Source organism: Arthrobacter sp. LFS091, assembly GCF_047977885.1.
GTDB lineage: Bacteria > Actinomycetota > Actinomycetes > Actinomycetales > Micrococcaceae > Arthrobacter.
Window position 1 is genome coordinate 405,255 of sequence record NZ_JBFPFP010000002.1, and the last position, 25,467, is coordinate 430,721.

Here is a 25,467-nt window from a genome sequence, read left to right on the forward strand (position 1 = left end):
CAACAAACAATGGGGGAACAGCCGGAGGCACAAAGAGGTGCCCGGTTTTGATTTCGACTGCGGCCAACGGCGGCCGCAGGTAATCACCATTCATGCACGTCTGAACTAGGAGTTCGCATGTCAGAACCCAGCAAATCAGGACCCTGCAAGAGCGATGCAAGCGGTATGGACGAGTTTGGCTATGCCCAAACCCTTGACCGCAGCATCGGTAAGTTTGCCAGCTTCGCGGCCGGCGTCAGTTATATCTCCATCCTCACCGGCGTTTTCCAACTGTTCTACTTCGGATTTTCGACGGCGGGGCCCGCCTACGCCTGGTCGTGGCCCATCGTCTTTGTCGGCCAGCTGATGGTCGCCTTGTGTTTCGCCGAACTGGCCGGACGTTATCCGGTGGCAGGATCGGTCTACAACTGGGCCAAGAGGCTCTCCAGCGGAACGTGGGCCTGGTTGGCGGGCTGGTTGCTGCTGCTCTCCTCCATCATGGCCCTGGGCTCCGTTGCCTTGGCCCTCCAAATCACCTTGCCGCAGATCTGGAGCGGCTTCCAATTGGTGGGCGATGGAACCGGCCCTTACGACTTTGCGGTCAACGGGGTGATCCTGGCCAGCATCATGATCGCCATCTCCACGCTCATCAACGCGTTCGGGGTGAAGCTCATGACCATGATCAACAGCGTGGGCGTGTTCGTGGAACTGGTCGCGGCGGTCCTGCTGATCGTGGCCCTTTTGTGGCACGCCGTGCGGGGCCCGGAAGTCCTCCTGGACACGGCCGGGTTCGGCGAAGGGCAACCCCTGGGCTTCTTCGGAGTGTTCCTGATCGCCGCCATGGCTTCGGGTTACGTCATGTACGGATTCGACACGGCGAGCTCACTGGGCGAAGAGACCAAGGACCCCAAGAAGACGGCGCCCAAGGCCATCCTGCGCGCTGTCACGGCGTCCTTCCTTCTTGGCGGGCTGCTCCTGCTGGGCGGAATACTGGCCGCGCCGGACCTCTCCGACCCGAAGATCGGGGCTGCTGACGGCGGGCTGCAGTACATCGTTCTGTCGGTGCTCGGCGGACCCTTCGGCAAGGCGTTCCTGGCGTGCATCGTGGTGGCTGTGATGGTGTGCACGCTGGCCGTCCACGCTGCTGCCATCCGGATGATGTTTGCCATGGCCAGGGACAACAACCTTCCCTTCAGCCGCCAGCTCAGCAAGGTTCACCCCACCCGGAAGACGCCTACCGTGGCGGCCATCGTCATCGGCGTGGTGGCAGTGATTCCCCTGCTGGTCAACATCTCCCAGCCGGCCATCTTCACCATCCTCTCCAGCATCAGCATCGTGCTGATCTACCTCTCCTACCTGCTGGTTACCGTGCCTATGCTGCGGCGCCGGTTCCTCAAGAAGTGGCCCCTGAAGGACGACGGATCGGAACCCGGATTCAGCCTCGGCAAATGGGGACTGCCCGTGAACATCCTCGCGGTGCTCTGGGGCGGCGCCATGACACTGAACCTGGTGTGGCCACGGCCGGAGATCTACAACTCGGTGCCGCCCTTTGAGTGGTACCTGCAATGGGGCGGTGTCATGTTCGTCGCGGCAGTCGTCATCGGCGGAACACTGCTTTACCGCCTCCGCATCAGGCACCGGACTGGCGTGCTGGCCGAACACGCTGCCGCCGCCCCATCGCCGTCCCCATCCCCGGACCCGGACCCCGGGTTGGTGGCCGCCCAAAATTCCTAGCAGTCAACCTCAGACGAACGCCGATTTTCCTGTCACTGCCCGGGCAACAATGAGGGAGTTGATCTCGTAGCTGCCCTCGTACGTGTAGAGGATCTCGGCGTCTCCGAAGAGCTTGCCCATCTCGTAATCCGTGGTGATTCCGTTCCCGCCCAGCAAGGACCGGCCCATGGCTACGGAGGAGCGTGCCAGCCGGGTGGTGGTGGCTTTGCACATGGCGGCCTGGACCATTTCGAGCTTGCCGGCCTGCTGGATCCGGGCCAGTTCCACCATCATGGACAGTGAAGCGTTGGCGTTGCCCAGGATGTCCGCGAGCTGCTGTTGCACCAACTGAAAACGTGCCAGTTCCTTGCCGAACTGCTGTCGTTCCAGCGCGTAGGCGCGGGCAATGTCGAAGGCAGCCAGCTGGATTCCCGCGGCCTGCCAGCCAACCCAGGCCCGGGAATCACGCAAGAGGTCGTTGGCCCGGGAAAATTCCGAGGCCCCGGGAAGGAGATTCGATTCAGGAATGCGGACATCATCCAGCACGATGTCCGCATTCTGCATGATGCGAAGGCCGATCTTGTTCGAGATCTTGGTGGCTGTGAAGCCGGCCCGGTCACTTTCCACGATGAAACCCTTGATGTGCCCATCGCCCTCGTCACGGGCCCAGACCAGAGCGAAGTCCGCAATGGTGCCTGCCCCGATCCAGCGCTTGGCACCGTTGATGACCCATTCGCCGCCCTCGCGCCGCGCCGTCGTCGAGAGTCCTCCGGCAATGTCCGATCCGTGGTCCGGTTCGGTGAGCGCGAAGGCACCCAACTGGGTGAAGGCTTCGAGGCCCGGCAGCCACTTCTGCTTTTGCTCGTCAGAGCCGAGCTCGTTGATCATGCCCACGATGAGTTCGTTGTGGATGCCCACCAGGGCCGAGAGCGATACGTCAGCCCGGGCGATTTCGGTGTACATGAGGCCCTTGAAGAGCTTGGTGGAACCGTCGGTCTGAAGCCCGCCGAGCCCGAACTTGGCCATATCTGCGAGTAACCCGAAGGGGAATTCCTCGCGGTTCCAGTAGTCGATGCTGGCCGAGCGGATGCGCGCCTGCAGGAATTCCCGGATTTCGAGGTACCGCGTGCGCTCCTCCTCGGGCAGGAGATCGATGACGTGCATCAGGTCCGCCTCCGGATAGGGAGGGAGGACGTGTTGTGGTGCCGCGCCATTCGTGGTGGTGCCGGCAGCTTTTTCGTCGAGCATTGGACCCCTTCGTCATGTCCCGTGCAGGCTCTTCCAAACCCTTGGATGTCCTAGTATATTGCAAGGTGATGTGGATCACTAGGCAGGGGCTGTGGCGAGGACGCCAGGCCAACCCCAAGGCGAAAGGCGGACTATGACAGTCACAGAAGACTTCCGTGCGGCCCGCGACCGGCTGCTGGAGCTGCGCGAGGACTACAAACTGGCGCACGCAGAATTCCAGTGGCCACGCTTTGAATACTTCAACTTCGCCCTCGACTGGTTCGACCACATCGCTGCAGATGAGGCCAGGGGCTCCAAGCCGGCATTGGTGATCGTGGAACAGGACGGCAGTTCAACACGGCGCACCTACCGCGATCTGTCGGAGCGGTCCTCCCAGGTCGCCAACTGGCTTCGTAGCCAGGGGGTCAAGCGCGGCGACCATATGATCATCATGCTCGGCAACCAGGTGGAACTCTGGGAAATCATGTTGGCCGGCATCAAGCTGGGCATCGTCATGATTCCCACCACCACCCTCATGGGCGCCCGCGACCTCCAGGACCGGGTGGAGCGCGGCGGGGCGGCTTGGGTCGCCGTCGGAAGCGCCAACATCGGCAAGTTCGATTCCGTGCAGGGTGATTACACCCTGATAGAGGTGGGCACGGTAGGCAGCAACGGGCAGGCCCAACAGTACGCGGACTCGTACGACGCCGGCACCGACTTCACGCCCGACGCCCCCACCCGCGCCGATGAAACGCTGCTCCTCTACTTCACGTCCGGGACCACCTCGCGCGCCAAACTGGTGGAGCACACCCACACCTCTTACCCGGTGGGCCACCTGTCCACCATGTACTGGATCGGCCTTGAACCCGGCGATGTCCACCTCAACGTCGCATCCCCGGGCTGGGCCAAGCATGCCTGGTCCAATGTCTTCACGCCTTGGATCGCCGAGGCCTGCGTCTTCATCTACAACTACGACCGCTTCGACGCTGCCGCCCTCATGAACCAGATGGGCCGCGAGGGCGTCACGAGTTTCTGCGCTCCGCCAACTGTCTGGCGGATGCTCATCCAAGCCGACCTCACGCAGCTCACCAGCCCGCCCAGCAAGGTGGTTTCGGCCGGTGAGCCACTGAACGCCGAGGTAATCGGCCAGGTGGAGAAAGCCTGGGGCGTCACCATCCGTGACGGTTTCGGGCAGACAGAGTCCACGGTCCAGATCGCCAATACGCCCACCCAAGCGGTAAAGATCGGTTCGATGGGACGGCCATTGCCCGGGTACGACGTCGTCCTTGTGGACCCGGTCACCGGGCAGGAAGCCGACGACGGCGAACTCTGCCTGCGTTTGGACCCCCGGCCCGTGGGGCTCATGAAGAGTTACTTCGGCGACGAAGCGAAAACCGCCGAAGCCTTCCGTGACGGCTACTATCACACCGGCGACATGGCCAGCCGGGACGCGGACGGCGTCATCACCTACGTCGGCCGGGACGATGACGTCTTCAAGTCTTCGGACTACCGCCTGTCGCCTTTCGAACTCGAAAGCGTCCTGATCGAGCACCCCGCAGTGGCGGAGGCCGCCGTCGTGCCTTCACCTGACGCGGTGAAGCTGTCGGTGCCCAAGGCCTTCGTGGTACTGGCGGCTGGCTACGAACCCGGTCCCGGCGTCGCTGAGGACATCCTCCGCTACTGCCGCGAACATCTGGCCCCGTTCAAGCGCATCCGACGACTCGAATTCGGTGAGCTGCCCAAAACAATCTCGGGCAAGATCCGCCGTGTGGAGCTGCGTGGGACGGAAGTGGCCCGGCATGGCGACGGTCCGCTGCCGGCAGGTTTGGGCGTGGAGTACACCGAGGAAGAGTTCCCGAATCTGAAAGACTAGCCAACCAAGCAACCGAAGGAGGCCCATGGGCACCCCACTCCCCCGCGATCCCATTGCCGATGCCCAGCGCAACTGGGAACGGCATGGTTGGGGCGATGTCGCCGCGCCCATGGCAGCCATCACCGCGATCATGCGGACCCAGCAAATCCTGTTGGCACGCATCGAGACAGTGCTGAAGCCTTTTGGCCTGACCTTCGCGCGCTACGAGCTGCTGGCACTGCTCAGTTTCGCCCGGAGCGGCGCGCTGCCCATGAACAAAGCAAGCGCGCTCCTGCAGGTCCATCCGACGTCGGTGACCAACGCCGTCGACCGTCTCGAAAAGGCCGCCCTGGTGGCCCGCTCACCGCACCCGACCGACGGCCGCACCACCCTGATCGAGCTCACCGCTGATGGCCGCAGCCTCGCCAAGAAGGCGACGGCGGCGCTGAACGCCGAGGTTTTCGGCAAGTCCGGTTTCGGGGACGACGACGTCGATCACCTCATCCGCGTTCTGGGCACCTTCCGCAGGGATGCCGGGGATTTCAGGGAGGAGTAGCGATTCTCGGCTCTCTACGTTCTTAAGGGGCGGTGCCCAGGCGAGGGTGGGGCTTTCGATCGGTATGTGTGCCCGGTGGGGGTCCTGATTTCCAAGGTATGCGTAGCCCCTTGAATGGTTTGTGTGGTCCAACCGGGGTTTTCCTTGGTGTGGTTGCAGGCTTCGCATAGACCGGCGCCGTTGGTGAGGTTCGTTGTGCCGCCGGAACGCCACGGAACTACATGGTCGATATGCCGGATGGGCGCGTCGCAATACGGCGTCCGGCAGGTGTTGTCCCGGGTCTCGATCAAGTGCCGGAGCCTGCCGCTGAAGAGCCGGGCCTTGGAGTCGGTGGCCAGAAGATCTCCAGTGGCCGGAGCGGTATAGAGCCTGCGAAGCCAGACACTGAGCTCCTGGGCCTGGTCTGACTGCTCCTCGGCGACAACTGTTCTGGCCCATTCTGCCGGCACGATTCCGTAGCCTTTGAGCCGGGCTGGTTCGCTGTCGCCTTGGAACAGGGTGCGGTCGGTCATGACGAGGTCCAGGTTGATCCCCGAAATCCCGCCCGGGGTGCCCGTGATGCGTTCGACCAAGGTATCGGCCATGAGCTGGCCCCGGCCTCGGGCATCCCCGCTGGAACGGGCCGAATCAGCCGCCCGGGTCAGCGCCGCGTACGCCGCTACTCCCTGGGCGACAGGAAGCAAGGCCGTCAGGTATGTCATGGTGTCCGGCGCCGGACGCAGGCTGACGGTCCGTTCAGCGGCGGCACGGCTGGCCCGCCCGGCCACCGAGCGCGGATCCCGACGATACGCGGCAGCCTTCGCAGCGGCAATGATCGCTTTGTCGCCCTTCCCGGCAAAGGTCCCGGCATCGGGGGCGAGTTCCTTGTCCACCGCGCAGCGGTCCTCAACAGACAGGCACGCCGTTTCCTTGACCAGCAACGTGGCACGCCACTCGTTCAACTGCCCCGACGTCAGGGCAGCCAAGGTATGCGGCATCTCCGCGACGAGGGCTTTCGCCAAACCCAGGAGACGTGACCCACGGTTCGGGGACTCACTCCGGGCCAACGCGACCTGCGCTCCCACCCCGTGGCCACGCTCGGACGCAGGGACGCCTGCCTCGGCTTGCTCGGCGCGCTGGACAAGATCAAAAGCCACAGCAACGCGCGCCTGTAGAGCAGAGATGGCCGACTTCATCTCTTCCAGCATCCGGAGCTGCTCGATCAGGTCCCCGCCCACAGTGTGGGCCGGGATGGAGCCCGCCAGAGCCGCTTCCGGCCGAGCGGGAACGAACGCAGGAGACACCACTGCACCCGCTCGACTCTCCCCAATCCGCTCCATGAGCCTACTCTTTCAGCAGGCACCGACAATATGACGTCAGCAAGGGAGTCCCCCGGAGGACCTCCCTTAAGCGGGACTCCCTGGTGCTCTGCAAACCTGATGGTGTGGACATATGACCACCACACTTTCCACAACCAAGAGCCGCCGGTTGCCGATGGTGACCTATGTTTTGGCTGCGGGTGTGTTCCTGATGGGAACCACCGAGTTCATCGTTGCGGGCATCCTGCCGGACATCGCCGGCGACCTGGGTATCTCCGTTGCCGACGCGGGTCTCATGATCACCGTCTTTGCTGTCGGCATGATCGTTGGCACTCCCACGATGGCGATCCTGACGCTCAGGCTGCCACGCCGCCTGACGCTCAGCCTCGCACTGGTGGTGTTCGCGATGGGTCACCTGATGGCGGCGCTTTCCCCGGACTTCACGATCATTCTCGGTGCGCGTTTCCTCACGGCGTTGGCGACGGGCGCTTTTTGGGCGGTAGCCGCCGTCGTGGGTGCAAAAGCCGCAGGCGCTGCGGCGTCCCGCGCGTTGGGCGTTGTTTTGGGCGGCGGCATGCTCGCCAACGTCGCGGGTGTTCCCCTCGGTGCGTTTGCCGGCCAGGTCATTGGCTGGCGGGGACCGTTTTGGGTGCTCGCAGCCTTGGCGCTGGTAGGTGCGGTTGCGGTCTATCGATTGGTTGCCGCGGATCCGCACTCTGGACACACGCCGTCGGTGCGTGCAGAGCTGGCAAGTATGCGCGATTCGAGGGTGTGGCTTGTTCTTGGGGGCTGTGCAATCGTCTGCGGATCATCCTTGGCTGCCTACACCTTCATCTCCCCGTTGCTCACGGAGAACACCGGACTTGCCGCAGCCGCGGTTCCGCTGGTGCTGATGGTTTACGGCGTCGGGGCGTTTATCGGTTCAACCCTGGGTGGCCGCTTCGGCGCCCAGCACCCCTATCCGGCGCTCTTCATCCCGGCAAGCATGACCTTCCTGGTGCTCGGTGCCCTGTTCATGTTCTCCAGCTACGCCTTGGTCACTGTGGTGCTGATCTTCCTGTTGGGTCTCTTCGGCATGGCCACCAATCCAATTCTTATCGGCAAGGCCGTTGGATATGCCGGCCATGCGCCCACTCTGGCTTCGGCGCTCAGCACCTCGGCATTCAACCTGGGCACGGCCATGGGATCGTGGATTGCCGGCTTCGCCCTGGAATCGGCGTTGGGAGCCAGCGGTCCGGTATTGGTGGGCACGGGCATCGCCGCGCTGTACTTCCTGCCCGTCACAGTGCTGATACTGAAGGATCGGAAGCTGCGAAGAAGCCTTCCGTCTTCTCCGTAAAACATCCACCGACCGCAATCAGAAAATCCGTGACCTCGCTCGAACGTTGGTGGACGGCGTCGGCATCTGCCACAAAAGCCAACACTCGCGGAAAGCCCGGGTGGACGTCATCCACTGAGGGTTGTCAGTTGTCCGCACGGCTCTTTTCAGAGGGGGTCTGAGATCCGTATTCGCTGGCAGCCCACGACGCCAGCAGTTGCAGGCGTTCCGCCGACGGCGACCCAGGCTCTGCCGCGTAGATCGTCAATGTGAGCCCAGGTTCGGCCGCCATCTCCAGGCCCTCATAGGCGAGCGTCATCTCACCGACGATCGGGTGGTTAAACGTCTTGAACCCCGTTCCGTGGTGGCGGACGTTGTGCGCGCCCCAGCGTGTGCGGAAGTCATCGCTGCGGGTGCTGAGTTCGCCAATGAGATCGTGAAGGTCTTTGTTGTGCGGGTCCCTGCCGGCCTCAGTGCGAAGGATGGAAACAGTGACCTCGGCGAAGGCATCCCAGTCGGGGTAAAACCCGTAGGCCCGTTCATCCAGGAACGTGAATCGCGCGATGTTGGGCGGCTGGCCCGGCATGTCGTAGCAGTCCTTGTAGAAAGCCCGGGCCAACGGGTTGACGGCCAAGAGATCCATGCGGCCATTGCGGACGAAGGCGGGGCCGGCCGTAATCGCATCGAGCGCCCACTGCAGGCTCTGGTGCGGCACATAGGACTTTGCGTTCCGGCGCCGGGGTGGTCGCGCGACTGGGCTCGCTGCGTGGGCCAGGTCAAAGAGGTAGGCGCGTTCCGCGTCGTCCAAGCACAATGCCCGTGCCAGACTCTCAAGCACTTGGGGCGATGCACCGCTGATGGCACCGCGCTCCAAACGGGTGTAATACTCAACGCTCAGTCCGGCAAGAGTGGCCACCTCACTGCGCCGCAATCCCTTGACCCGCCGATTGGAGCCGGTTGGCAGTCCAACCTGCTCCGGCGCCACGTGTGCTCGCCGGGAGATCAGGAATTCACGTACTTCGGCCCGATTGTCCATGTCTTCACCATAGGTCCGGACCGGCTGCCGAGGGAGTCCCTCCCAGGACCACCTACGGTCGGGACTCCGGCCGGACACCAGCAGAAGGCCAACTCATGAGTCCGCCAAGTCCCCTGGAGCCGGACCAGAGTGCCGGACGCAGCACCTGAGCGTCATGACGGCCGCGAAAACCCAGTACGCTGCTAGGCTCCGATGCTGACACTCCAGGAGGAAACACCGTGGGATTTGCCGAAGAACTCAGGAACCGGTCCGCCGAGGATTGGGACGCCGCCGTCACCCATCCGTTCGTTGACCAACTGCTGGACGGGTCCGTCCCCGATGAGCAGCTGCGCCGCTATCTTGTCCAGGATTACCAGTTCTGCGATGCGTTTACCGCCCTCCTCGGCCAAGCCGTGGCCTCGGCGCCGTCGTTGCCCTCACGGCTGGTCTTTGCCCGCGTCTTGGGCGCTTTCGCGTCGGATGAGAACACTTACTTCCAGGACTCCTTCGATGAGCTGGGCGTGCCGGAACGAGAACGACGGTCCCCCGTCCTTGCTGCCACAACCACGGAATTCGATGCGCTCATGCGCGACGCCCTGGCCACCCGGTCCTATCCAAACGTCCTGGCGGTGCTGCTGGTGGCCGAATGGCTTTACGGCGACTGGGCCGGACGCGCCGGAGAACCCGCCACCTGGCCTGCCGAATCCAAGCACGCCGAATGGATCCGCCTTCACAACAACTCCGAGTACAGCGCGTGGGTGAGCTGGCTGCGGGACGAGTTCGACGCCGTCGAGCCTTCAGAGCCGCAGGAGCGTCAGCGGGTTGCCGCTGTCTTCGCCGAGGCGGTACGGCTGGAGCGGGCGTTCTTCGACGCCGCACTTGCCCCGGCTGCTCTTCGCTAAGCGGCTTCCGGACGGTGCAACTGAGTTCCACCAGGCCTTGCTTCTTCAGGGAAGTCCGCTGCTTCATCGGAGCCCCGGCAGCCCTCGGGAGTCCCCGCCGGATCCATCCAGTGCCAGCTCTCGGGGCAGTCGTCGTTGTCGCAAAATTGCCAGGTCATGGGTCCCTCGTCGTCGCATGTTCTTGTGTCCTCTAAGGAAGAGGCGCGAACAACCGGGAAGTGACGAAGGAAGGACCGTGAGCTGCGCCCTATTTATCCGGCCGAGGTAAAGGCGAAGATCAGCGCCGACGCCAATGACAGGATCCCGATGCCGTAGCCCACAACCAAAGCGCCGATGGCGAACGCACGTCCGCGTTCGCTGCGTTGCTGGATCTGGTTCAAGGCAACGTGCCCTGCCCCAACGACGAACACAGCGATGACTGCCATGCCGGCGAAGAACAGCCCCACCAGAGCGACGACGGCCATCGCGGCTGCCACGAGGGCCTGCCGGTTGATCGGCTGGGTGGACGCTTCAGTGTGGTTAGTCTGAACGATCTCCGTTGACATGTTCTCTCCCCATTCGTAAGTGCCACGAGTCTATCCACGCGGCACCCAAATCCCGGGCTGCCCCGCCTGTGGTGTCCGAGGACGTTGCCGGCCCGCTAATCCGTGGTTGGCCAACGACGGAATAGCGGGCCGGCGACGGGTAGTCGCGGGTTACCTGTGCTTGAACTCAGGTTGGCGCTTCTCGCTGAAGGCGGCCATGCCTTCTTTCTGGTCCTCAGTGGCAAACAGGGAGTGGAACACCCTGCGTTCGAACACGACGCCCTGGGCCAAGCCCATCTCGAAGGCCGCATTGACCGCTTCCTTGGCAACCATCGCAGCGGGCTTCGACTTGGACGCGATGGCTTCGGCCGCCTTCAGGGCCTCGTCCACCACCTCAGCTGCAGGCACGACACGCGAGACCAACCCGGAACGTTCGGCTTCCTCCGCATCCATGAAGCGACCCGTCAGGATCATGTCCATGGCCTTGGCTTTGCCAACGGCCCGTGTCAGCCGCTGGGAGCCACCCATGCCGGGGATTACTCCCAGGTTGATCTCCGGCTGGCCGAACTTGGCATTGTCTCCGGCGATGATGAAGTCAGCCATCATGGCCAGCTCGCATCCCCCGCCCAGGGCAAACCCGGACACAGCGGCGATAACCGGGATCCGCAGCCGGGTGAGGTCCTCCCAGTGCCGGAACCAATCCGCGGCATACATCTCCATGTAGCTCTTGGAGGACATCTCCTTGATGTCGGCTCCGGCAGCGAAGGCCTTGATGGAGCCGGCAATCACCACGGCGCCGATGCCGGGATCGGTATCCATGTCCCGCACCGCGGAAACGAGTTCGTTCATGAGTGCCGTGTTGAGCGCATTCAACGCCGAGGGCCGGTTCAACGTCACCAAACCAACCCGTCCCCGCTGCTCCACCACGATGTTCTGGTACTGCTCCGTCATGCGCTCCCTCTCGCTAATGCTCATCAGGCCAGACTCTCACACGGACTTTTCGCGGATATCGGTGATGATGCCCGAGAAATCCCTGCCAGCACCTTCCCCGGCCGCATAGGCGTCGTAGATCCGGGACGCCAGTGGCCCCATTTCCGCGGCAACGCCCGTGCTCTCCAGCGCGTTGAGTGCCAAGCGCAGGTCCTTGGCCATCAATGCACCGGCAAAACCCGGTTGGTAGTCACGGTTGGCGGGGCTCGTGGGGACAGGGCCGGGAACGGGACAGTTGGTGGTCAGCGCCCAGCACTGCCCGGAAGCGTTGGAGGCGACGTCGAACAACGCCTGGTGTGTGAGCCCCAGCTTCTCGCCCAGCACGAAGGCCTCGGAGACGGCAATCATGGACACCCCCAGAATCATGTTGTTGCAGACCTTCGCGGCCTGTCCGGCGCCGTGGTCACCGCAGTGCACAATCCGTTTGCCCATCAGTTCCAGGATCGGCTTCACAGTTTCGAAGTCCTCCGGCAAGGCCCCCACCATGAACGTCAGCGTTCCAGCTTCGGCACCCACCACACCGCCGGAAACCGGGGCGTCCACTGAACGGTGACCGGCTTCCACCGCGATCGCCGCAGCTTCGCGTGCCTCATCGACGTTGATGGTCGAGCAGTCCAGGAACAGGGTGTCCGGGCGTGCGACAGCCAACAAGCCGGGCCCTCCGACACCCCGGTAAGCGTCCAGGACGTGCTTCCCGCTGGGCAGCATGGTCAACACCACGGATGCCTCCGCCACTGCCTCCGCCGGTGTGGCCGCCATGGGTATGCCGTGTGCTGCAGCTGCCTCTACGGCCGCCGGAACCGGGTCGTAACCGATGACGTCATGCCCGGCCTTGATCAGGTTGGCAGCCATCGGCCCACCCATATGGCCGAGCCCCAGGAAAGCGATGCGTCCCGTTGCCGATTCTGCGTTATCTGTCATGTCGTCTCCTTCAAAATGGCTGCTGGACACACTGCTGCCTACTTCGCTTGGGCCGCCACGCTGGCGAGCCCCAGTTCGCGTTCGCCAAGCGGCGCGAAGTAGCTTTCGACGTCGGACCGCTGGACTTCTGCGAGCGTTGGCGGTTTCCACTGCGGGTTGCGGTCCTTGTCCACCACCTGCGCACGGATGCCTTCGCGGAAGTCGGGTCCGGCCAGGCAGCGAAGCCCCACCCGGTACTCCTGGTCCAGCGCTTCCTCGAGGGACAACCCCCGGACCCGCCGCAGCGACTCGAGCGCCACCTTCACCGACGTCGGCGACTTCGCCTCGATGGTGTCCGCCGCGGCAGCAGCTTCAGCACCCGCAGAGCGCAGGCTCCGCACAATCTCTTCGGCGTCGTCCTGGGCGTAGGCTGCGTCGATCCACTCCTGCTGGGCCGCCAGCGGCGAGTCCGGCGCGGCTTGGGCGAAGCGTTCGACGGCGGCCGCCGCCGTCAAGCTTTCGAGCGCTTCCGCCAGCGCGGGGAGACTGTCGGACGGGACGAAGTGGTCCGCGAGCCCAAGGAACAGGGCGTCCGCACCGGACAGGTGCGCGCCCGTCAGCGCCGCGTGGGTCCCGGTCTCCCCCGGCGATCGTGACAGCAACAGGGTGCCGCCGACGTCGGGCACGAACCCAATGGTGGTTTCGGGCATGCCGGTGCGGGTCCGTTCGGTGACGACACGCACGGAACCGTGCGCCGAGACACCCACACCACCACCGAGTACCAGCCCGTCCATGAAGGCGACATAGGGCTTGGGGTAGTGCGAGATCAGCGCGTTGAGCCGGTATTCGTCGGCCCAGAATTCTGCTGTTTCCGTCCCACCGTGGAGCATGTCCTTGTAGATGGCCACGATGTCGCCGCCGGCGCACAGCCCGCGGTCGCCGGCGCCGCGCACCAAGACTGTGGCGACGGCGTCGTCGTCGGCCCAGTCGGTGAGCTGCTGGAGCATGGCCTTCACCATGCCGGCGTTCAACGCATTGACTGCCTTGGGGCGGTTGAGCGTGACGACGGCGAGGTGTCCGCGGCGTTCGAATACAACCTCTTCTTCTTCCTGCGTGTCCCCCATCAGCTGCCTGCCGGCATCACGAAGCTGGCGCCCTGGCGGATACCGGAAGGCCACCGCGACGTCACGGTCTTGGTCTTGGTGTAGAAGCGGAAAGCGTCGGCGCCGTGCTGGTTGAGGTCGCCGAAGCCGGAAGCCTTCCAGCCGCCGAAGGTGTAGTAGGCAATGGGCACGGGAATGGGGACGTTGATGCCCACCATGCCCACCTCGACGCGGCTGGCGAAGTCGCGCGCGGAGTCGCCGTCGCGGGTGAAAATTGCGACGCCGTTACCGAACTCGTGCTCGCTGCAGAGCCTGAGCGCTTCGTCATAGTCAGCCGCCCGCAGCACGCTGAGAACGGGCCCGAAGATCTCTTCCTTGTAGATCTTCATGTCCTTGGTGACGTTGTCGAAGAGCGTGGGGCCAACCCAGAAACCGCCGTCGTAGCCGTCCACCGTGAGGCCGCGACCATCGGTGACCAAGGTGGCGCCCTCGTCCACGCCGGACTGTATGTAGCCTTCGATCCTCTCCTTCGCGGACGCAGCCACCACGGGCCCAAAGTCCGAGTCCTTGTCCAGGCTGTGGCCAACCTTCAGGTCCTTCACGCGCTCGGTCAGCTTGGCCACCAACGCATCGGCGGTTTCCTGCCCAACCGGCACCGCAACGGAGATCGCCATGCACCGTTCGCCTGCGGAACCGTACCCGGCACCAATGAGGGCGTCGGCTGCCATGTCCAGGTCGGCGTCGGGCATGATCACCATGTGGTTCTTGGCCCCGCCGAAGCACTGTGCCCGCTTGCCGTGCGCCGCGGCCGTGGCGTAGATGTACTGGGCGATCGGCGTGGAGCCCACGAAGCCGATAGCCTTCACGCGGGGATCCTCGAGCAGCGCGTCCACGGCTTCCTTGTCGCCGTTGATCACGTTGAACACGCCGTTGGGCACGCCTGCTTCGCTGTACAGCTCGGCCAGGCGCAGCGGCACGGAAGGATCGCGCTCGGACGGCTTAAGGATGAACGCATTACCGGCTGCGAGCGCCGGGCCGGACTTCCAGAGTGGAATCATTGCCGGGAAGTTGAAGGGGGTGATGCCCGCAACCACACCCAATGGCTGGCGAAGTGAATGGACATCGATCCCTTGGCCGGCGTTGTCCGAGAACTCGCCCTTGAGCAGATGCGGCGCACCTGCCGAGAACTCCACGACCTCGATGCCGCGCTGGATATCGCCCTTGGCGTCCGCGAATGTCTTGCCGTGCTCGGAGGACAGGAGCTTGGCCAGCTCATCCATGTTTTCGTTGACCAGGTCCACGAACTTGAGCAGGATGCGTCCCCGGCGTTGCGGGTTCATGGCCGCCCATTCGAGCTGGCCCTTCTCGGCATTTGCGACGGCGTCGCGGACCTCGTCAGCGCTGGCCAACGGGAGCCGGGCCTGGACTTCGCCCGTGCAGGGATCGTAGACATCGCTGAACCGGCCGGACGTCCCGTCGATCCTCTGGCCGTCTACGTAGTGTGAAAGCTCGCGCACCATGGTGGAATGCTCCTTTGCATCGTGAATGACTGCCGTGCCGCCGGGTCTGGGACCCAGGCGGGGAACACGTGACCAACTGTGATCCAGGTCATCTCTGAACCCGAATATACTCGGACTTCCTACTAATTTCCAGAGGGCCGTTTTCCGGGTGTGGCCGCCCCTAGTCGACTTCCTTCATCCCCTTGTAGGCCTCCAGCGCTTCCGCCCGGGTGGTCTTGAGATCCACGATGCCGTCCGGGTAGTCCGGCGTGCCGAACTCGGGAATCCAGTGGGCGATGTACTTCCCCTGGGGATCGAACTTGACGCGTTGGGCCTCCGGGTTGAAGATCCGGAAGAACGGGGAAGCGTCCGCTCCGGAGCCGGCCACCCACTGCCAGTTGGCGGGGTTCGACGCCGGGTCGGCATCCACCAGGGTGTCCCAGAACCACTGCTCCCCCAGTTGCCAATGGATGCCAAGGTTCTTCACCAGGAAGCTGGCAGCAACCATGCGGACCCTGTTGTGCATCCAGCCGGTGTGCCACAGTTGCCTCTGCCCGGCGTCAACCATGGGGAAACCGGTGCGGCCCTTCTGCCAGGCGCGGAACTCCTCAGGGGCGGACTCGTGGCCCGGGTGCTTGCCGCCGCTGCCGTTGGAGCCGGGCCAGGCCCAAGGGAAGCGGTCAAATTCAGTGCGAAGGTTGGCCGTGGCCAAGTGCGGATTATGGAAGTACTGGTGCCAGCAGAACTCCCGCCAACCCAACTCCGACGCGTAGATCGAAGCACTTTCGGAGCGCCGGGAACCCAGTGCGTGCCACACTTGGAAGGGGCTCAGCTCACCCCAGCGCAGATACGGTGACAGGCAGCTGCTGCCATCGGTATCGGGACGGTTACGGCCCTCGCTGTAGTTGGAAAGTCCCTTGTCCACGAATGCCGCCAGGCGCTTGTGCCCGGCGGCGGCCCCGGGCGTCCACATCTCCGCCAGCCCTCCGGCCCAGTCGGGCTTTTTGGGCAGCAAGGACCACGATTCGAGGTCATCGTAGGCCGGCAGCTCGCCGCCGAAGCCATGGCCCTTCTGGGGAACAGCCAGGGGCTCACGGAATTCCTGCGCGGAAATCGTCCGCCAAAACGGTGTGAAGACCTTGTACTGGCCACCGGTCTTAGTGGTGACCTCCCACGGCTCGTGGAGCAGCGAGGCCTGGAAACTTGAGACGTGCAGTCCGGCCTCGCCCGCCCACGACTTGATGCCGGCGTCGACTGTTCGCTCGGCGGAACCGTAACGGCGGTTCCAGTACAACGCGCCGGCACCTATCGCCGTCGTCGTCTTCCGGACCACCTCGCCGGCCGGTCCGCGGCGCAGCAGCAAAGGAATGCCAAGGGCGGCAAGGTCCTCCTTGAGCGCTGTGAGCGAGTGATGCAGCCACCACCTCGCGGCACCACCGTGGGGGCGGATGCCGGGCGATTCTTCGTCGAGGACGTACAGCGCAACGGCCTCACCGTCGTCGACGGCGGCACGTAACGCCGGGTTGTCGGCCACACGGAGATCGTCACGGAACCAAACGACGGAAGGCTTCACATCTTTCCTCTCAGTGGGCGACCGGAAAATGGGAACAGCCCATGCCCCTATCAAATCCTAGGGGCATGAGCTGTTCGAGCTGTTAAGCCGGGTCAGGCGATGGAAGCGACGTCTTCCTGCTCCATGACTTCCTGCATGGCAATGTCGGTGGCGGTTTCGGTCCACATCGGTACGGAGTTGACCACGTAGTCACGTGCTGCTGCGCCAACCATGCTCATACCCGGGTAGACCCGCTGCCCGTTTTCCTTGACCTGCTTCAGTCCTTCAAGGGCCAGGGCTGTCTTCAATGCGGAGTCGGGAATGGGGACTTTGCGGCCGAGAACGCACCAACTGATGTACAGGCCGTAGAGTGTGTCAAAGTCCAGGCCCTTCTCAGTGTCGTCCTCGAACACCACGGAGTCGCGCAAGAATTGGCTAATTTGGGTGTCGGTCATTTCTTGGGGCCTCTTCTTAGAGAAGTAAGGGCCGCCGGGCTGCATCAGCGAATGTCCTATTTGCCTACTATAGCCCTCTTCCGGCTGCCCGGAAGAGGAAAGCAGATTAACTCTGGATGACGGACCGGCACATCCTTGCGTTGAGAGGTCATAAAGAGCGGCCGGGATCTGGCGCCGCCCCTCGCGTCGGCGTAGCGTCGACTTCATCTCCACAAGCGGCCGGACAGGCGGCAGCGGCGGCAGCTCAAGCGGATCGGTAAGGAGCGTCTCGTGGCTGGATGGAACGCTGACACAGCAGCCGGACCGCTTGGCGCCGGGACAGTGACCTTGGTGGAAGGCTCGTCTTTCTGCATCTCCTCCGCCAACGGAGACATCCATCCTGAATTGCCCCACGGAGTCTTCCATTTGGACACCCGGATCCTGTCGAAATGGGAGCTCACTGTCAACGGACAAGTCATCGAACCCTTGGCGGCAGAAACCAGGGAACCGTACCGGGCGTCGTTTGTCGGCAGGATTCCCCGTCCGGATGGGCACGCCGACAGCCCCTTGCTGGTGGAGCGGCTTCGGGAAGTCGGTAACGGAATCCGCGAAGAAATCACCGTCCGGAATTACTCAAACCAAGCTACGCAATGCCGCATCCTGCTTTCTGCCGAATCGGATTTCGCCGATCTTTTCGAAGTCAAGGAAGCCCGGATTACGCGAGAATGGACCGAAACCCACCTGCCTGACGGCGATTCCCTGGAAATCCGCGGAAAATGGGAGGAAATCCGGAAAAGTGTGGTGATCCGGGCCGATGGTGCCGGTGCAGGTGCCAGGGCATTGGGTTTCACGGCCAAAATTCCCGCGTTCGGGAGCTGGAGTACGCGTGCCAGCGTGGTGCCAAAGCAACAAAGCGCCGGGGCCGCTTTCACCCACCAGGATCCGGTCGGGCTCTCGCCCAGCGATCAGCGCAGGCAGGATTGGGTAGCCCGGATCCCCGTCGTGCAGCTCAGCAACCGGTCAATCGAAGACACCCTCCGCCGCAGCTACGAGGACCTTGGCGCGCTCCGCATCCAGGATCCGGACCACCCCGAAAGGGTGGTGGTGGCCGCCGGCGCCCCATGGTTCATGACGCTGTTCGGCCGGGACTCCTTGTGGGCGTCCGAAATGGCCCTCCCCGTAGACCCCTCCCTGGCCTTGGGCACCCTCCGGACGCTGGCCGACCGCCAGGGCACGGTGGTGGATCCGGCCACCGAAGAAGAACCCGGGAAGATCCTGCACGAGGTCCGGCTGGGGGTCTCCGGGGGCCTGGCCTTGGGCGGCAAATCCGCTTATTACGGCAGCGTGGACGCAACCCCGCTGTTTGTGGTGGTCCTTGGCTCGGTGAGCCGCTGGGGTTTCGGCAAAGACGCGATCTCGGGCCTGCTCCCCCACGCGGACCGTGCCCTGGAGTGGATCCGGACCTACGGCGACCGGGACGGCGACGGTTTCGTGGAGTACGGGCGGCCCAACGAGCACGGACTCATCAACCAGGGCTGGAAAGACTCGTGGGACGGCATCAATTTTGCGGACGGCACCCTGGCTGAACCGCCCCTGGCGCTGTGCGAGGTCCAGGCGTACGTGCATGGCGCCTATGTGGCGCGCGCCTGGATGGCATACGACGACGGCGACCTCACCTTGGCGGAAAGCCTGCGGGAACGCGCGGAGGACCTTAAGAAGCGGTTCAACGAACAGTTCTGGATGCCCGACAAGGGCTACTACGCTGTGGCACTGGACCGCGACAAGCGCCCCGTGGACGCTTGTGCTTCCAATATGGGCCACTGCCTGTGGTTCGGTTTGATTGACGACGACAAGGCCCCCGCCGTGGTGGAGCGGCTGATGTCCCCCGAAATGTTCAGCGGATGGGGTGTCCGAACGCTCGCCAAAAACATGGGCGCCTACAACCCCGCCAGCTATCACAACGGCTCCGTATGGCCGCATGACAATGCGCTGATCGTTTCCGGGCTGCTCCGCTATGGCTTCGTGGAGGAAGCCCAACGGATAGCAACCGCCATGCTGGAAGCCGCCGAGATCTCAGGCGACCGCTTACCCGAGCTCTTCTGCGGATTCGACCGCACGCAATTCCGGGAGCCCGTCCCTTATCCGACGGCCTGCTCGCCGCAGGCGTGGGCCGCCACCACGCCCATCCACCTGGTCATGAGCCTGCTGCGCTACGACACCCACATCTCACTGGGCGGCATCTGGCTGGACCCGGTGCTGCCGCCGTCGTTCGGGGACCTGCACATCCGCAACGCGCCCATGGGCAGCGCGCGGATCACCATTGACGCGGCAGGCACGCAAGCGACGGTCAAGGGCATTCCCGAAGGCCTCACAGTCCATCACGGGCAACGGCCGTGGTTGACCGACCTTGTTGAGCGGGCGCATCACCGGACTCCCGGCAAAACCTAGGCACGGAAGTCTGTTACAGGATGGCTCCGGTAACAGACTAGGCGTCGATCACCATATCGGTGCGTGCCGTGGAGCAGCAGGGCAGGAACTTGCCGGCATCGATTTCCCTTTTCCGGATACCGCCCTGGTGGTTCATCTCGATGTCGCCCGAGAGCTTGACCACCTTGCAGGAACCACACATGCCTTCCTTGCAATTCGCGCCGATCCTGACACCTGCGCGCTGGGCCACCTCAAGGATGTGCTCGGTCGGGTCGATCCGCACGTTGATGCCAGTGCGCATGAAGGACAACGTGAGGCTTCCCGTTCCAACCGTGTCAAAGCTCGAAGCATCAGGTGTTGCAGCCTCGGGCGCGGCACCTGCGGCGGAACCGCCGTCGTCCGCTTCGGAAGCCGCGTCCCCGGTGTCGAGGGTTTCCAGGGTGAGCCCGGACGCTTCCATCGTGCCGTCGGCATCGTATCCGGGCTCGTAGAGACCGAAGGCAGCCGGCTGGCTCTCAAAGTAGTCCTCGGCCGAATCGGCGATCTCATCCGCGATTTCCTCGGCAATGTCAGCCGCAATCGCCAGCTCTGCCTGGTACTCGAGGAGTGTCTGGCGGTCGCCGGTAAAGAATTCCATGTAAATGGACGTGTCATCGACGCCCACCTTGTTCAGGAGCTCCGTGGCTGTATTCAGGTAACCCTCCGGACCACAGGCGTACACCTGCCTGCCGTTGGCATCAGGGGCCACCTGGTCCAGCATGGCCGCCGTCAGCCTCCCGGTGAAGCCTTCCCAGCCTTCGGGCTTGCTGCGGTCGCCCAGGGAGTAGAAAACACGGATCCGCGAGTCCACGGAGGCGATGTAGGCCAGCTCCCGATGGAAGGCGAAGCCGCCGGCTTCAGCCCCGTGGTAAAGGACCACGACGTCGGCATGGCCGGGCAGCGAATGGATGGTCCGGACCATGGACATGATGGGCGTGATGCCTGCGCCGGCCGCCAGCAGCAGGTAACGGGCGCGCCGGTCGGCGTCAGGCAGGTGGAAGGCTCCCACGGGACCGAGCATCTCCAGCACTGTGCCGGGCCTGACGTTTTCATGCACCCACGGCGAAACCAGTCCACCGGCGTCGCGCTTGACGCTGATGCTGAAGGTCCAGGGCTCGGTGGGGGAACTGGACAGCGAGTAACTGCGGTCCACCGGATCCTGGTCCTCGCCGTTCACTGGGAACGCGACGTTGACGTACTGCCCGGCGCGGAATGCCAAGGGCGCACCATCGCAGCGTCGGAAGACGAAGGTCATGAGTCCGCCCGCTTCAGGAACGGTCTCCACGCATTCAGCCATGAACTCCTGCGGATGCCACGGACCCAGCGCACGGGCGGCACGGGCTGGCGCCTCAGCACTTCCCATCACCCTGTTCCACGGCATCTCAAGGCCGCGGATGCGCTGTGGCTCCTGGATGGCCGTCTCAGTAAGGAGTTCCATCACGCCAGGTGCTCCTGGACCCGCTGTACGTACCAGTTGATGAAGGCCTCAACCTGGTACTCGCTCTTCATGTACGGGCCGGGCTCATACGCAGGGCTGCCGGCGCCTGTCTGGCAGAGCTCCACGAACGCCTTGTCCTGCAGGTTCGTCTGCTTCCAGGTGTAGGTCAGTTTGTCCAGGTCATAATCCACGCCTTCTATGGCGTCATCCGCTACCAGCCAGGTGGTGCGGACCAGGGACTGGTGTTCGTTGATCGGGAACACGCCGAACGTGATCACGTGGTCGCCCAGGAAGTGGAACCAGCTGTTGGGCTGCAGGTGCATCGAGCAGCGGCCGAGCCGGAAGTCCGGCAGGTCGCCGAGCAGCTTCTTGGAGAGCCGGCGGCCGTCGGCGGAGAACGATTCGCCCTCGCCGTCCAGGGATTCACGAGATATGCGGATACCGGCAATGCGGGTGTCGAGTTCCTCAACCACCTCGTAGGGAAGGCCGTAACGGCGGCAGCGCTCTTCCAGCGAGGACTGTGCTTCCTTGTTGCGGTCCCACACTTCCTCGAGGTGGGCCGGGATCAATCCCTCGGTCAAACCCCACGTGGGGAACAGCGAGCACGCGAGCTCCGGGTGGCCGTCGCAGTGGTAGCACTCACGGTTGTTCTCCATGACGAGCTTCCAGTTGCCCTCTTCGATGATGTTCTGCTGGTAGGCAATCTTCGTCTTGGACAGATCGTGGGGCGCCAGGTAGGGCTCGAAGATCTTGGCGGTCTCGTCAAAGTCGGTGGGCGGTTCGTCGGCGATGCAAACAAAGATGAGTCCGGCCACTTCGCGGCTGTGGGCGCGTTTGAGGGCGAAACAGTTCTTGTCGAACTTGGCCTCGCCGGGTGCCGATGCGTGGATCAGGTTGCCCTCGGGCGAGTAGGTCCAGGAGTGGTAGCCGCACACCAGGTTTCCCGTGGACCCAGTGGACTCGGTCAGGACGCGGGCACCGCGGTGGCGGCACACGTTGTGCAGGACGTTGACGCCGCCGTCGTCATTGCGCAGGACGATCAGGGAGTAGGGGCCGTAATCCACCGTGATGTAGTCGCCGGGTTCCGGCAGCTCGGCAACGCTACCGGCAAAGATCCAGTGCTGGCCGAAGATGGCTTCCATGTCGATCTTGAAGATCGTGGAGTCCGTGTAGAAGGGGGCGTCCAGGGAGTACCCCGGGCGGCGGAACTCGAACAGCTCCGAGATTTCAGCGAGCTGCTCGGCGGGCAAGGTGGATGCGAGTTTCCCGCGTGATTTGAGGGGTGAGTTCACTGGAGCAGTCATGGGGTTCCTCCCGGGAGGCTAAATAAGTACGTGTTGGGGGATGCCGCCGGTGCTTCTTTGCGCCGGGCGTTGTCGAAGTCTTCGTAGTACGAGATTAGGGACCATCGACCTGCAACAAAAGCGCAACATTTAGGAGATAACTCTGCACATTCGGTGCATGATGGGTGCATGATCGATCCACGGCTGATAACCCTCCGGGTTTTTGCCCGCTGCGGCACAGTTGGGGCCACCGCGGAACTCACCGGCTACTCTCCCTCCGCGGTTTCCGCCCAGCTGCGCGAGCTCCAGCGCATGCTGGGAATGCAACTGCTCACCAAGGACGGCAGGGGCGTGCGCCTGACGGCCACCGGCCGCTTCCTCGTCTCCGGCTCGGACACCCTGATCGCGGATTGGGAGAACCTGCGGGCCGCTGCCATGAAGGCCGGCGACCAGGTCCAGTCCCACTTTGGCCTCGGCGGATTTTCGACGGCGGCAGCCCAGTTGCTCGCGCCGCTGGCCGCCACGCTGCGCTCAACACGGCCCCTCCTGGAGGTGCAGGTGCTGGAGGCCAACCCCTCACGCTGCTTCGACCTGCTGGTGGCGGAGCGGATCGACCTCGCGGTCATTGTTGCCATGCAGTCCGACAACTACGGCGAAGACGATCCCCGCTTCGAGCAAACGGTCCTGCTTGACGATCCCCTGGACGTGATTATTCCGGCAGACCACCCGCTGGCAGCCCGCGCAAAGGTGACTCTGGAAGAACTGGCATCGGAGCCATGGATCACCGAGGCGGCGGGCTCCACGTACCACTCACTGTTCACTGCGGCTTTCACGGCGGTCGGAGTGACACCACGGATCGCCCATGAGGCCGTTGAATGGGAGACCCAGATCGCGTTCGTGGGTGCGGGGCTGGGCGTCGGCCTTTTGCCCCGCCTGGCACCCCTGCACGGTGCCGAAAATGTGGTCCGGCTACGGATCACCGGGAAGGGCAAGCCCGCACGCCGCATCGTCGCTGCGGTACGAAGGGGAAGTATGGGCTCGCCCCTGATCAAGGAGTCGCTGGATATCCTCCAGAAGACGGCGCAGCGCATCCTCATGGCCCGGCCCGAGGATGAGGCCTGAGCCAGGGACCCTCGCTGCAGGGCTAGGCCCACACCTCGTAGCCGGTGGACTGGTCAAAGAGCTTCCGCCGATCAGCTCCGTGCGCTGCGATCCAGAGGACGGAGTCATCAGCCGCCGCCTGCTCCACCACCCCGGTCATTACGCGGTCGCCCGCGAACCACACTTCCACCACATGTCCCGTCAGCTGGGCCCAGTCCTTGCGCAAGGCCCGCCCTTGCACCGTCCGGGCCGGCTTTGTCTGCGGCATCGGGCTCACCGGCCGCGCTCTGCGAGGCGGTGGGGATGGCGGATCTCGTCGAACGTGATGCCGACCATCGCCTCATCGAAAAGTGGTTCTCGTGTATTCATCTGATACTCCGGGAAATTGGGGGACGCCATCACAAGCACCAGAAGGACGCTGGGTAGCTGCCAACGCTCTTCTGATATCCGAGTGATATATTAGTGAAGCAAGTATGCAAGCGGCTTCTCCCTGCGTCAACCATGTCCCGGGAGCCACCGCGGGAATGGGAAGACTGCCCCTAGGCCGCGAACAATGCCTGACGGACGGCGCGCTCGAATCCATTGACGTGGACCCTGGCGAGCTCGGCAGCTTCATCTTCCTTGCCGTCGATCACGGCTTTCAGGAGATCCAAATGCTCGCGGACGTGATGTTCGAGATCCGGCAAGCGGTCCAGCACCATGCACCAGATGCGCGTCGCCAGATTGTCATAACGGATCAGGATGTCTTCCAGGTGCGGGTTCGCAGCCGCCGCGTAGATGCCCTGGTGGACGCTTGCGTCGAGCCGTAACGTCTCCACTACCGAGGCGGCGCTGACATCAAAATCCTCCACAGCCCGCATCACGCTGCGTAGTTGGTCCCGGGTGGCAGCCGACGCGACGCGCGCCGCCCGGGCTGCGGCAAGGGGCTCCAGCTGTGCCCGGATTTCGGAGATGAAAGCAAGATCGGTTACCTCCACACGGGTGGCGAATGTTCCGCGCCGCGGGTAGGTAATCACCAGGCGGTCCAGTTCCAAGCGCTTCAGGGCTTCCCGAACAGGAGTGCGCCCGACTTCCAGTTCCTTGGCGAGGTGCTCATCGTTGAGGATGTCCCCGGGTTTGATTTCGAGCATCAGGAGTCGATCACGAAGCCGTTCATAGGCCACGTCAGCCAGCGATTTCCTGGTGGCGTCGCCGATGCTTGCCAGAGTTCCAGTTGCCAACGCGCCAACTCCTTTTTCAAGAACGGGAAATCTATTGACCTGCCTTGGACACCAGTATACGCTGATTTCCAATCCTAATATATCAGTTCATGTCCCAAGAATATATCTAGGCAAAACATCCCAGGAGGACCCATGACCCTCGTAGCTTCAGACCCCCACCTCAGCACTTTTCCGGCTGAACGCGGCCAGCTCAATGACGAGCAGGCGCAGAAGTTCGTACTCACACTGTCGTGCGTCGAACAGCCCGGCATCGTGCAGGCAGTCACCACCTTCCTCTTCGACCGGGGCTTCAACATCGAAGAACACCAGCAGTTCGACGATAGCCTGCGCCAGACCCTGCACCTCCGCACGGCCTTCTCCGGTGCCAAAACCTTCACACCGGAACAGCTTGAGGACGAGTTCCGCTCCATCGCGGACCGTTTCGACATGAAGTTCAGCTTCCACGGCGAAACCAAGCAGCGGGTCCTGGTGATGGTCTCCAAGTTTGGCCACTGCCTCAACGACCTCATCTTCCGCTGGCGCGGAGGCAGCCTTGGCGGCGAGCTGGTGGCAGTTGTCTCCAACCACGAGACACACCGCGCCATGGCCGAGGCAGCGGGCCTGCCTTTCATCCACGTTCCCGTCACCGCGGACACCAAGGCTGAAGCGGAGCAGAGGCTCCTGGACCTGGTGGACGAATACGAGGCCGACCTCGTGGTCCTGGCCCGCTACATGCAGGTCCTTTCCGACGATCTGTGCCGCAAGCTCGAAGGCCGTGCGATCAACATCCACCACTCCTTCCTGCCTGGCTTCAAGGGTGCCCGCCCCTACCACCAGGCCTATGACCGCGGAGTGAAGCAGGTGGGTGCAACAGCCCACTACGTCACTGCGGAACTGGACGAGGGCCCGATCATCGAGCAGGAAGTCATCCGCGTGGACCACAGCTACGGTCCCAATGCCCTCGCCACCGTGGGCCAGGATGCCGAAGCCCTTGCGCTTTCCCGTGCCGTCCGCTGGCACTGCGAACACCGGGTCCTCCTTGACCAGACCAGCACGGTCGTCTTCCGCTAACCAGCCCGCCCCAGCCCCAGCCCCACGAACCTCAGCAGGAGAATTTT

23 protein-coding genes are annotated in these 25,467 nt (G+C 63.7%); 9 read left to right on the plus strand and 14 right to left on the minus strand.

Annotated features, from left to right (window positions below):
- The first annotated feature begins 117 nt into the window (after positions 1-117).
- Positions 118-1,713, plus strand: coding sequence for an APC family permease (locus ACNQOP_RS04635; protein WP_416403491.1), 1,596 nt, complete (start codon positions 118-120; stop codon positions 1,711-1,713).
- A gap of 9 nt (positions 1,714-1,722) precedes the next feature.
- On the opposite strand, the gene ACNQOP_RS04640 is transcribed toward ACNQOP_RS04635, so the two are convergent.
- Positions 1,723-2,940: an acyl-CoA dehydrogenase family protein gene (locus ACNQOP_RS04640; RefSeq protein WP_416403492.1), complete on the minus strand. Its 1,218-nt coding sequence runs from the start codon at positions 2,938-2,940 to the stop codon at positions 1,723-1,725.
- Between the two features lie 133 nt (positions 2,941-3,073).
- Here ACNQOP_RS04640 and ACNQOP_RS04645 point away from each other — a divergent pair, with 133 nt between their 5' ends.
- Positions 3,074-4,792 carry an AMP-binding protein gene (locus ACNQOP_RS04645; protein ID WP_416403493.1) on the plus strand — a complete coding sequence of 573 codons (1,719 nt, stop codon included), beginning with the start codon at positions 3,074-3,076 and terminating at the stop codon, positions 4,790-4,792.
- A 25-nt stretch (positions 4,793-4,817) separates the two neighbouring features.
- Positions 4,818-5,327 (plus strand): MarR family winged helix-turn-helix transcriptional regulator, encoded by a 510-nt coding sequence (locus ACNQOP_RS04650; RefSeq protein ID WP_416403494.1) that lies wholly within the window; start codon positions 4,818-4,820, stop codon positions 5,325-5,327.
- Between the two features lie 14 nt (positions 5,328-5,341).
- Here ACNQOP_RS04650 and ACNQOP_RS04655 read toward each other — a convergent pair whose 3' ends face one another.
- A complete protein-coding gene (locus ACNQOP_RS04655) occupies positions 5,342-6,646 on the minus strand; it encodes an HNH endonuclease (protein ID WP_416403495.1) in 1,305 nt (434 codons plus the stop codon).
- 112 nt (positions 6,647-6,758) lie between these two features.
- On the opposite strand from ACNQOP_RS04655, the gene ACNQOP_RS04660 reads away from it, so the two are divergent.
- Complete coding sequence (locus ACNQOP_RS04660; RefSeq protein WP_416403496.1) at positions 6,759-7,964, plus strand: MFS transporter; 1,206 nt, start codon at positions 6,759-6,761, stop codon at positions 7,962-7,964.
- Positions 7,927-8,082, plus strand: a complete 156-nt coding sequence (locus ACNQOP_RS04665) for an ANTAR domain-containing protein (RefSeq protein WP_374111532.1) — start codon at positions 7,927-7,929, stop codon at positions 8,080-8,082. Before ACNQOP_RS04660 ends, ACNQOP_RS04665 begins: the two co-directional genes overlap by 38 nt.
- 6 nt (positions 8,083-8,088) lie before the next feature.
- On the opposite strand, the gene ACNQOP_RS04670 is transcribed toward ACNQOP_RS04665, so the two are convergent.
- A complete protein-coding gene (locus ACNQOP_RS04670; protein ID WP_235521389.1) occupies positions 8,089-8,979 on the minus strand; it encodes a helix-turn-helix transcriptional regulator in 891 nt (296 codons plus the stop codon).
- 218 nt (positions 8,980-9,197) lie between these two features.
- Here ACNQOP_RS04670 and ACNQOP_RS04675 point away from each other — a divergent pair, with 218 nt between their 5' ends.
- On the plus strand, positions 9,198-9,860 hold the full coding sequence (locus ACNQOP_RS04675) for a TenA family protein (RefSeq protein ID WP_416403497.1): 663 nt from the start codon (positions 9,198-9,200) through the stop codon (positions 9,858-9,860).
- A 251-nt stretch (positions 9,861-10,111) separates the two neighbouring features.
- Here the strand turns inward: ACNQOP_RS04675 and ACNQOP_RS04680 are convergent, their stop codons facing one another.
- From ACNQOP_RS04680 to ACNQOP_RS04710, 7 genes are all read right to left on the minus strand, one after another.
- Positions 10,112-10,405, minus strand: coding sequence for a DUF4190 domain-containing protein (locus ACNQOP_RS04680; RefSeq protein ID WP_416403498.1), 294 nt, complete (start codon positions 10,403-10,405; stop codon positions 10,112-10,114).
- A gap of 150 nt (positions 10,406-10,555) precedes the next feature.
- Positions 10,556-11,335, minus strand: coding sequence for an enoyl-CoA hydratase (locus tag ACNQOP_RS04685; protein WP_257370331.1), 780 nt, complete (start codon positions 11,333-11,335; stop codon positions 10,556-10,558).
- A 36-nt stretch (positions 11,336-11,371) separates the two neighbouring features.
- On the minus strand, positions 11,372-12,295 hold the full coding sequence (gene mmsB / locus ACNQOP_RS04690) for a 3-hydroxyisobutyrate dehydrogenase (protein ID WP_257370102.1): 924 nt from the start codon (positions 12,293-12,295) through the stop codon (positions 11,372-11,374).
- 38 nt (positions 12,296-12,333) lie between these two features.
- Entirely contained in the window at positions 12,334-13,398 is a 1,065-nt protein-coding gene (locus ACNQOP_RS04695; RefSeq protein ID WP_416403499.1) for an enoyl-CoA hydratase/isomerase family protein, read from the minus strand.
- Positions 13,398-14,897 carry a CoA-acylating methylmalonate-semialdehyde dehydrogenase gene (locus tag ACNQOP_RS04700; protein WP_211713834.1) on the minus strand — a complete coding sequence of 500 codons (1,500 nt, stop codon included), beginning with the start codon at positions 14,895-14,897 and terminating at the stop codon, positions 13,398-13,400. The genes ACNQOP_RS04695 and ACNQOP_RS04700 overlap by 1 nt, the downstream gene beginning before the upstream one ends.
- Before the next feature lie 160 nt (positions 14,898-15,057).
- Positions 15,058-16,449: a cryptochrome/photolyase family protein gene (locus tag ACNQOP_RS04705; protein WP_416403500.1), complete on the minus strand. Its 1,392-nt coding sequence runs from the start codon at positions 16,447-16,449 to the stop codon at positions 15,058-15,060.
- 92 nt (positions 16,450-16,541) lie between these two features.
- Complete coding sequence (locus tag ACNQOP_RS04710; RefSeq protein WP_416403501.1) at positions 16,542-16,883, minus strand: hypothetical protein; 342 nt, start codon at positions 16,881-16,883, stop codon at positions 16,542-16,544.
- Between the two features lie 270 nt (positions 16,884-17,153).
- Here ACNQOP_RS04710 and ACNQOP_RS04715 point away from each other — a divergent pair, with 270 nt between their 5' ends.
- Positions 17,154-19,310, plus strand: a complete 2,157-nt coding sequence (locus tag ACNQOP_RS04715; protein WP_416403502.1) for a glycogen debranching N-terminal domain-containing protein — start codon at positions 17,154-17,156, stop codon at positions 19,308-19,310.
- 37 nt (positions 19,311-19,347) lie between these two features.
- Here ACNQOP_RS04715 and ACNQOP_RS04720 read toward each other — a convergent pair whose 3' ends face one another.
- Both ACNQOP_RS04720 and ACNQOP_RS04725 read right to left on the minus strand, forming a co-directional pair.
- On the minus strand, positions 19,348-20,769 hold the full coding sequence (locus ACNQOP_RS04720) for a ferredoxin reductase (RefSeq protein ID WP_416403503.1): 1,422 nt from the start codon (positions 20,767-20,769) through the stop codon (positions 19,348-19,350).
- Positions 20,766-22,070 carry an aromatic ring-hydroxylating oxygenase subunit alpha gene (locus ACNQOP_RS04725; protein WP_416403504.1) on the minus strand — a complete coding sequence of 435 codons (1,305 nt, stop codon included), beginning with the start codon at positions 22,068-22,070 and terminating at the stop codon, positions 20,766-20,768. Before ACNQOP_RS04725 ends, ACNQOP_RS04720 begins: the two co-directional genes overlap by 4 nt.
- Before the next feature lie 168 nt (positions 22,071-22,238).
- Between ACNQOP_RS04725 and ACNQOP_RS04730 the strand changes: the two genes are divergently transcribed.
- Positions 22,239-23,171, plus strand: coding sequence for a LysR family transcriptional regulator (locus ACNQOP_RS04730; RefSeq protein ID WP_416403505.1), 933 nt, complete (start codon positions 22,239-22,241; stop codon positions 23,169-23,171).
- 22 nt (positions 23,172-23,193) lie between these two features.
- Here the strand turns inward: ACNQOP_RS04730 and ACNQOP_RS04735 are convergent, their stop codons facing one another.
- Together ACNQOP_RS04735 and ACNQOP_RS04740 are read right to left on the minus strand one after the other, a co-directional pair.
- Entirely contained in the window at positions 23,194-23,418 is a 225-nt protein-coding gene (locus ACNQOP_RS04735; protein ID WP_257370109.1) for a hypothetical protein, read from the minus strand.
- 271 nt (positions 23,419-23,689) lie between these two features.
- Positions 23,690-24,370 carry a GntR family transcriptional regulator gene (locus ACNQOP_RS04740; RefSeq protein ID WP_416403506.1) on the minus strand — a complete coding sequence of 227 codons (681 nt, stop codon included), beginning with the start codon at positions 24,368-24,370 and terminating at the stop codon, positions 23,690-23,692.
- Positions 24,371-24,502: 132 nt separating this feature from the next.
- Between ACNQOP_RS04740 and purU the strand changes: the two genes are divergently transcribed.
- Positions 24,503-25,420 (plus strand): formyltetrahydrofolate deformylase, encoded by a 918-nt coding sequence (gene purU / locus ACNQOP_RS04745; RefSeq protein ID WP_235521402.1) that lies wholly within the window; start codon positions 24,503-24,505, stop codon positions 25,418-25,420.
- Positions 25,421-25,467: the final 47 nt, after the last annotated feature.

Coding starts and splice junctions, on each gene's coding strand:
- ACNQOP_RS04635 (WP_416403491.1), top strand. CDS start 118: ATGTCAGAACCCAGCAAATCAGGACCCTGCAAGAGCGATGCAAGCGGT.
- ACNQOP_RS04640 (WP_416403492.1), bottom strand. CDS start 2,940: ATGCTCGACGAAAAAGCTGCCGGCACCACCACGAATGGCGCGGCACCA.
- ACNQOP_RS04645 (WP_416403493.1), top strand. CDS start 3,074: ATGACAGTCACAGAAGACTTCCGTGCGGCCCGCGACCGGCTGCTGGAG.
- ACNQOP_RS04650 (WP_416403494.1), top strand. CDS start 4,818: ATGGGCACCCCACTCCCCCGCGATCCCATTGCCGATGCCCAGCGCAAC.
- ACNQOP_RS04655 (WP_416403495.1), bottom strand. CDS start 6,646: ATGGAGCGGATTGGGGAGAGTCGAGCGGGTGCAGTGGTGTCTCCTGCG.
- ACNQOP_RS04660 (WP_416403496.1), top strand. CDS start 6,759: ATGACCACCACACTTTCCACAACCAAGAGCCGCCGGTTGCCGATGGTG.
- ACNQOP_RS04670 (WP_235521389.1), bottom strand. CDS start 8,979: ATGGACAATCGGGCCGAAGTACGTGAATTCCTGATCTCCCGGCGAGCA.
- ACNQOP_RS04680 (WP_416403498.1), bottom strand. CDS start 10,405: ATGTCAACGGAGATCGTTCAGACTAACCACACTGAAGCGTCCACCCAG.
- ACNQOP_RS04685 (WP_257370331.1), bottom strand. CDS start 11,335: ATGACGGAGCAGTACCAGAACATCGTGGTGGAGCAGCGGGGACGGGTT.
- mmsB (WP_257370102.1), bottom strand. CDS start 12,295: ATGACAGATAACGCAGAATCGGCAACGGGACGCATCGCTTTCCTGGGG.
- ACNQOP_RS04695 (WP_416403499.1), bottom strand. CDS start 13,398: ATGGGGGACACGCAGGAAGAAGAAGAGGTTGTATTCGAACGCCGCGGA.
- ACNQOP_RS04700 (WP_211713834.1), bottom strand. CDS start 14,897: ATGGTGCGCGAGCTTTCACACTACGTAGACGGCCAGAGGATCGACGGG.
- ACNQOP_RS04710 (WP_416403501.1), bottom strand. CDS start 16,883: ATGACCGACACCCAAATTAGCCAATTCTTGCGCGACTCCGTGGTGTTC.
- ACNQOP_RS04725 (WP_416403504.1), bottom strand. CDS start 22,070: ATGACTGCTCCAGTGAACTCACCCCTCAAATCACGCGGGAAACTCGCA.
- ACNQOP_RS04730 (WP_416403505.1), top strand. CDS start 22,239: ATGATCGATCCACGGCTGATAACCCTCCGGGTTTTTGCCCGCTGCGGC.
- ACNQOP_RS04735 (WP_257370109.1), bottom strand. CDS start 23,418: ATGCCGCAGACAAAGCCGGCCCGGACGGTGCAAGGGCGGGCCTTGCGC.
- purU (WP_235521402.1), top strand. CDS start 24,503: ATGACCCTCGTAGCTTCAGACCCCCACCTCAGCACTTTTCCGGCTGAA.